This window comes from Flavobacterium sp., assembly GCF_044371705.1.
Classification (GTDB): domain Bacteria; phylum Bacteroidota; class Bacteroidia; order Flavobacteriales; family Flavobacteriaceae; genus Flavobacterium.
In genome coordinates, this window is the sequence record NZ_JBILTE010000155.1 from 1 (window position 1) to 5,923 (window position 5,923).

At 37.2% G+C, this 5,923-nt stretch carries 5 protein-coding genes; 1 reads left to right on the top strand and 4 read right to left on the bottom strand.

Annotated features, from left to right (window positions below; all coding sequences use genetic code 11):
- The 4 genes from lgt to folE all read right to left on the bottom strand — a co-directional run.
- The coding region (gene lgt / locus ACIQ2S_RS10275) for a prolipoprotein diacylglyceryl transferase (RefSeq protein WP_396175644.1) at positions 1 to 897 on the bottom strand (897 nt) is incomplete at its 3' end.
- Positions 898 to 1,008: 111 nt separating this feature from the next.
- Complete coding sequence (yidD, locus tag ACIQ2S_RS10280) at positions 1,009 to 1,233, bottom strand: membrane protein insertion efficiency factor YidD (RefSeq protein ID WP_396175646.1); 225 nt, start codon at positions 1,231 to 1,233, stop codon at positions 1,009 to 1,011.
- Between the two features lie 15 nt (positions 1,234 to 1,248).
- On the bottom strand, positions 1,249 to 2,730 hold the full coding sequence (cysS, locus tag ACIQ2S_RS10285; protein ID WP_396175648.1) for a cysteine--tRNA ligase: 1,482 nt from the start codon (positions 2,728 to 2,730) through the stop codon (positions 1,249 to 1,251).
- A gap of 40 nt (positions 2,731 to 2,770) precedes the next feature.
- The gene (gene folE / locus ACIQ2S_RS10290) at positions 2,771 to 3,442 is read right to left on the bottom strand and encodes a GTP cyclohydrolase I FolE (RefSeq protein WP_396175650.1); all 672 of its coding nucleotides are present in this window, start codon (positions 3,440 to 3,442) and stop codon (positions 2,771 to 2,773) included.
- Positions 3,443 to 3,595: 153 nt separating this feature from the next.
- On the opposite strand from folE, the gene ACIQ2S_RS10295 reads away from it, so the two are divergent.
- Positions 3,596 to 5,923: SprB repeat-containing protein (locus ACIQ2S_RS10295; RefSeq protein WP_396175652.1), on the top strand; the 2,328-nt coding region annotated here is incomplete at its 3' end.

The following is a 5,923-nucleotide window of genomic DNA, read 5'->3' on the forward strand; positions in this document are numbered from 1 at the left end:
AAAACCGATAATAATAAAGGGAATACTCAACCACTGTCCGGTTGATAAAGCATTGAATAATGGGTATTCTTCAAATCCACCTTGGCTTTCTTTTACAAATTCTACTATAAATCGAACCGACCATAACAAGACTAAAAATAGTCCGAAAAGGAATCCTTGCTTTAATCGTGCTTCCGTTTTCCAATAAAGAAAGAACAGTATTAAAAATACAAATACGTAACCTATTGCTTCATACAATTGTGCAGGATGTTTCACAGGAACTAAATCAATTAAAGAAGAAAATTGCGGGTCGGATGTCAGTGCTTGATACGCTTCTTTTGGTTTCGCTATTTGGGTTTCTTGGACTACTTGTCTTTTATTATAAAAATCTTGAACAAATTTAATTCCAAAACCTGATTTAGTCTCTTCACCAACAATTTCAGAATTGAAAAAATTACCTATACGAATGAATATCGCACCACTGGCTACAGGAATTACAATTCGGTCTAATACCCATAGTAACGGTTGCAACATGATTTTTTTGCTGAAATAAATCATCGTTACAATGATAGCAATAGCAGCACCGTGACTTGCCAATCCTGAAAATCCTGTGAATTCAAATTCAGGAACCGTGCGAATGGGTAATAAAATACTTAAAGGATCATCAACAAATAACTCGGGTTGGTAAAAAAGTACGTGTCCCAATCGAGCACCTAACATGGTTGCTACCACCGTATAAATAAACAACGAATCCAATTTTTCTATCGGTTCGTTTTCACGAATAAATATCCGTTTCATGATTTGCCAACCGATGACAAAAGCCAAAACCCATGTTAAACTGTAATAGCGAATAATAAAAAATCCTAAATCAATTCCTTCTGTAGGATTCCAAACAAAATTTAATGAGTGTATTAGCATAATTGTTTATAATTGGTAAAGTAAAAGTAATTCAAAATAGTTCAATACACAAAACAAATCCTTGTACCTAACATTTATTTAGCATTTAAAAAAATAGGGAATTTAGTAGTGTTAAGGAACCGGATCGTAACCACTTTTTCCCCATGGGTGGCAACTGGAAATTCTTTTGATGGCAAGCCAACCGCCTTTGAATAATCCGTGTTTTTTTAATGCTTCAACGGTGAAGTGGGAGCAAGTAGGCTCAAAACGGCATGTCGCAGGGGTTAACGGAGAAATTACCACTTGATACACACGCACCAAGAAAATAAAGGGACTAATGATTATTTTCTTGAGCATTTGGTTCAATTGTTTTTAGTTTAAAGTAAAGGTAGTTCCTTCTTTTCCGTCTTTTATTTGTATGCCGAGCGCATCTAATTGGTCTCTGATTTGATCTGATAAGGCAAAGTTTTTATTCGCACGTGCTTCATTTCGCATCGCTATCAATAATTCAATGACGCCTTCTAATTTATCATTCGATTTTGAGGAGGATTTTTCATCAGTTAAGCCTAAAACGTCAAAGATAAAACCGGATAGTGTGTGACTCAATTCGTTTAAATCAGCTTTTGTTAGTTGCTCATTACCTTCCTTTACTAAATTGATGATGCGAACCGCCTCAAAAAGCTGAGCAATTAAAATCGGACTGTTGAAATCGTCGTTCATCGCATCATAACACGATTGTTTCCAAGCTTGAATAGCAATGGTTGACGTGTTTGAAGCTGGCAAACTCGGCAAAACAGCAAACGCTTCCATTAATCGGTTGAAGCCCTTTTCAGAGGCTAAAATAGCATCGTTCGAAAAATCCAAAATACTTCTGTAATGAGCTTGAAGCATGAAAAAGCGAACGACAGAAGGAGCAAACGCTTTACTCAAAATACTGTTTTCTCCGGTAAACAATTCACCCGGTAAAATATTATTCCCGGTTGATTTCGACATTTTTTTACCGTTCAGCGTAAGCATATTTGCATGCATCCAATACGTTACAGGAGAATGACCCGTACAAGCTTCGTTTTGAGCTATTTCACATTCGTGGTGCGGAAATTTTAAATCCATTCCGCCCCCATGAATATCAAACTGATTGCCTAAATATTTAGTACTCATGGCGGTACATTCCAAATGCCACCCCGGAAAACCATCGCTCCAAGGCGAAGGCCAACGCATGATATGCTCCGGTTCTGCTTTTTTCCACAAAGCAAAATCTTGCGGATTTTTTTTGTCCGATTGCCCATCCAAGTCACGGGTATTGGCAATCATATCATCGATATTCCGACCGCTTAATTTTCCGTAATGATTGGTTTCATTGAATTTTACCACATCAAAATAAACCGAACCGTTGGTTTCATAAGCAAAACCATTATCGATGATTTGTTTGATGATTTCAATTTGTTCAATAATATGTCCGGTTGCTGTTGGCTCAATACTTGGTGGTAAAAAGTTTAATTGGTGTAAAATCGTATGAAAATCAACCGTATAACGTTGAACGATTTCCATAGGTTCCACTTTTTCCAAACGAGCCATACGACCAATTTTGTCTTCACCATCATCAACATCATCCACTATGTGACCTACATCGGTAATGTTACGAACATATCGTACCTTGTAACCTAAATGCTTTAAATATCTGTAGATGACATCAAAACTCATAAAAGTACGCACATTTCCTAAGTGTACATTGCTGTAAACTGTTGGACCACAAACATACATACCAACATTGCCCTCATGTAGCGGTTTAAAAACTTCTTTTTTTCCCGACAAGGAATTGTAAATTTCTATCTGTTGATTTTTGTAAAGTTCCATGTAAAATATGTTGACTTAAATGTATAAGAAAGATATAAATTTAAAATTTAGTTTCTAATTTTATGTAGTCTAAAAATTCTCTGCGAACTTGTTCTTCTTTGAATTTTCCGCCGAATTCTGAGGTGACGGTGCTACTTTCGATATCTCGAATACCTCTTGAATTTACACACAAGTGTTTGGCATCAATCACACAAGCAACATCTTGGGTGCCCAATGCTTTTTGCAGTTCTTGAACAATCTGCATGGTTAAACGCTCTTGAACCTGGGGTCTACGTGCAAAATAATCCACAATTCGATTCATTTTTGATAAACCGATTACCTTTCCATTGGAAATATAGGCCACATGTGCCCGTCCAACAATGGGTAACAGGTGGTGTTCGCAAGTAGAGTAGAGGGTGATGTTTTTTTCCACCAACATTTCACCATACTTATAGTTGTTTTCAAAAGTAGAAGTACTTGGCTTTTTGTAAGGGTTTAAACCACCAAAAATTTCTTTGACAAACATTTTTGCAACACGGTTTGGCGTGCCTTTTAAACTGTCGTCTGACAAATCCATTCCTAGTGTGGTTAGAATTTGAGCGACGTCTTTTTTGATTCGTTCAATTTTTTCATCGTCTGTAAGTTCAAAGGCGTCTGATCGAACCGGATTTGTGGCAGAATTTGAATAGTGATCATCACCTATTTCGTCAAAATTATTTGTGTCTGTAGTCATTAAAATCGAATAGTTTACTTGTATATGTAAGGTTTGCAAAGATAAATAAATTGGGACAAAATAGTGCTATTTCAAATTACAAATAAAATCTTAAAATTTTAAGACAGTATTTTTATTTTTTTGTGTAAATTTCAACCCTAAAAAAAAACTATAATGAGATTAAAATTACTATTTTTCTTATCGTTTATATTCACTTACGCACCAAGTTCAACGCAGGCTTCAACTAGAGGCATATTTAAAAATGATTTAAATTCAAGTGAGTTAACTTTAAATTCAATTGATAAATTTAAAAATAAGAAGGAATTTGTTTTTAGTATTCAGCAAATACTTTACGGAAAACAATTTGAAAATAATCCGGCACAACTAGACGACGAAAAGTCAAATCTTGCTGTCAATTTCAGCACGACTAATGTCACATGTTTCGGTTTAGATAACGGATCGATCACTATAACAGGTTCTACGGGTACTGCTCCTTTTTTATTATTTGACATCGTAGGTCCTATAACTTTACAAAATACCACGGGTATATTTACCGGTTTACCTCCCGGAGTGTATACAATTTCAGTGACTGATTCATTAGGTGCTGTGGAAACGCAAACGGGTGTAACTATTACAGAACCTGCTCAATTGGTAGCTTCAGTAACAGGCGACACTAGTGTTTGTCCAGGTACAGGAGCTGTGCTTACTTTTACAGGTACTCCGGGTGCCATCGTATTTTATTCCTCTACTTCGGGAATTTTTGCCAATGTACTTTTAAATGCTGCAGGCCAAGCGTCTACTACAACACCTGCATTAAATAATCCTACGGTTTTTAGTATTTATAGTATTTCTCTTAGTGGATGTGCTAACTCGTCTACCTCTACTTTTGAAGTAACAGTTAATTCAAATGGTTGTGCTTCGGTCATCGCCGGTGATATTAATTTGGAATATCCAACAGCCTTGTGTAGCGTAACAGAGTCTACTCAATTGTCGGCTTCCTATCAAGATTTAGGTACAACAACAGCCTACACTGTTAGTCAAATAGATTATTGTCCGCAAGCCGCTTTTCAAGGACCCGGTTTTACACCTGTGTCTGTGAATGTTGATGATGTTTGGTCGGGGAACATTCCTTTACCCTTTAACTTCTGTTTTTTTGGGGCAAATTATACCACTGCAAATGTAGGTTCCAATGGAGTACTTTCGTTTGATACGTATGCTGCTGGAGCCAACTGTGCTTGGTCATTCTCTGCAACGGATATACCTTATGCGAGTTTTCCTATTCGAAACGCAATTTACGGAGTTTATCAGGATATTAACCCCGGTGTAGCTCCTACGCCTCCTGCTGTTACTAGTATCAATTACCAATTAATGGGTACGTATCCATGTAGAAAATTAGTAGTTAATTTCGCGAATGTGCCTCAGTTTTCGTGCAACAATGGTGTTGGCTTGCAAACTTCTCAAATTGTAATTTATGAAATTTCAAATATTATTGAGGTTTATGTAGAACGAAGAGTTCCTTGTCCTGGATGGAATGGTGGTAGAGGCATCATCGGAATTCAAAATTTCCCGGGTACGGTAGCTTATGTGCCACCTGGTAGAAATGCCTCTAGCAATAACTGGTCAGCTTTTAATGAAGCATGGCGATTTACGCCGTCCGGACCTTCTGCAACCACTTTTCAATGGCTTCAGGCAGGTGTTCCAATTTCTACTAATCCAACGATTACTGTTACTCCAGGTGTAACTACAACGTACACTGCACAAGTGACTTATAATATGTGCGGACAGATTTTTGTAGAAACAAGTGATGTCACAGTTGATGTGAATCCTGATCCAACAAATGCACCAATCGATTTAATTCAATGTTCTAATATATTTAATTTAACTCAAAACAATCCTGTTATCCTGGGGTCTCTGAATCCATTTGATCAAATTATACGTTATTACACCAATGAAAATGATGCTCAAATTATAGCGATAAATCAAATACCAAACCCGACCACCTTTTTTAGCACGGGTCAAACCATCTATGCAAGTATAGAAGATCAAAATTCCGGTTGTATACGAGTGAAAGCTTTTGATTTGGTAGTTACAACTAGTGGTACACCCGATCCCCAAACCACGGCCATGACGCCCTTGTGTGATTTGAATAATGATGGTTTTGAAATTTTTAATCTAACTGCTGCTTCTGCAAATGCCTTAAACGGTTTGCCAGCCTCCGAATTTACAGTTACCTATCATAATACATTTGCCAGTGCCGTAACAGGAACGCCATTTATTGCCAGTCCTACAACTTATGCAGGTGTGGAAGGTGAAGTGATTTATATTCGCGTAGTTCAAGATTGTAATCCGGTTGTTTTTGGTACCACTCAAATCACACTTTCTGTTATTCCAACTCCAATCGCCGACATTTTACCCAATGTCACTGTTTGCGACAGTTATACTTTACCTTCGTTAACGGTAGGTAATTATTATTCAGGACCCGGAGGAACGGGGACAACTTAT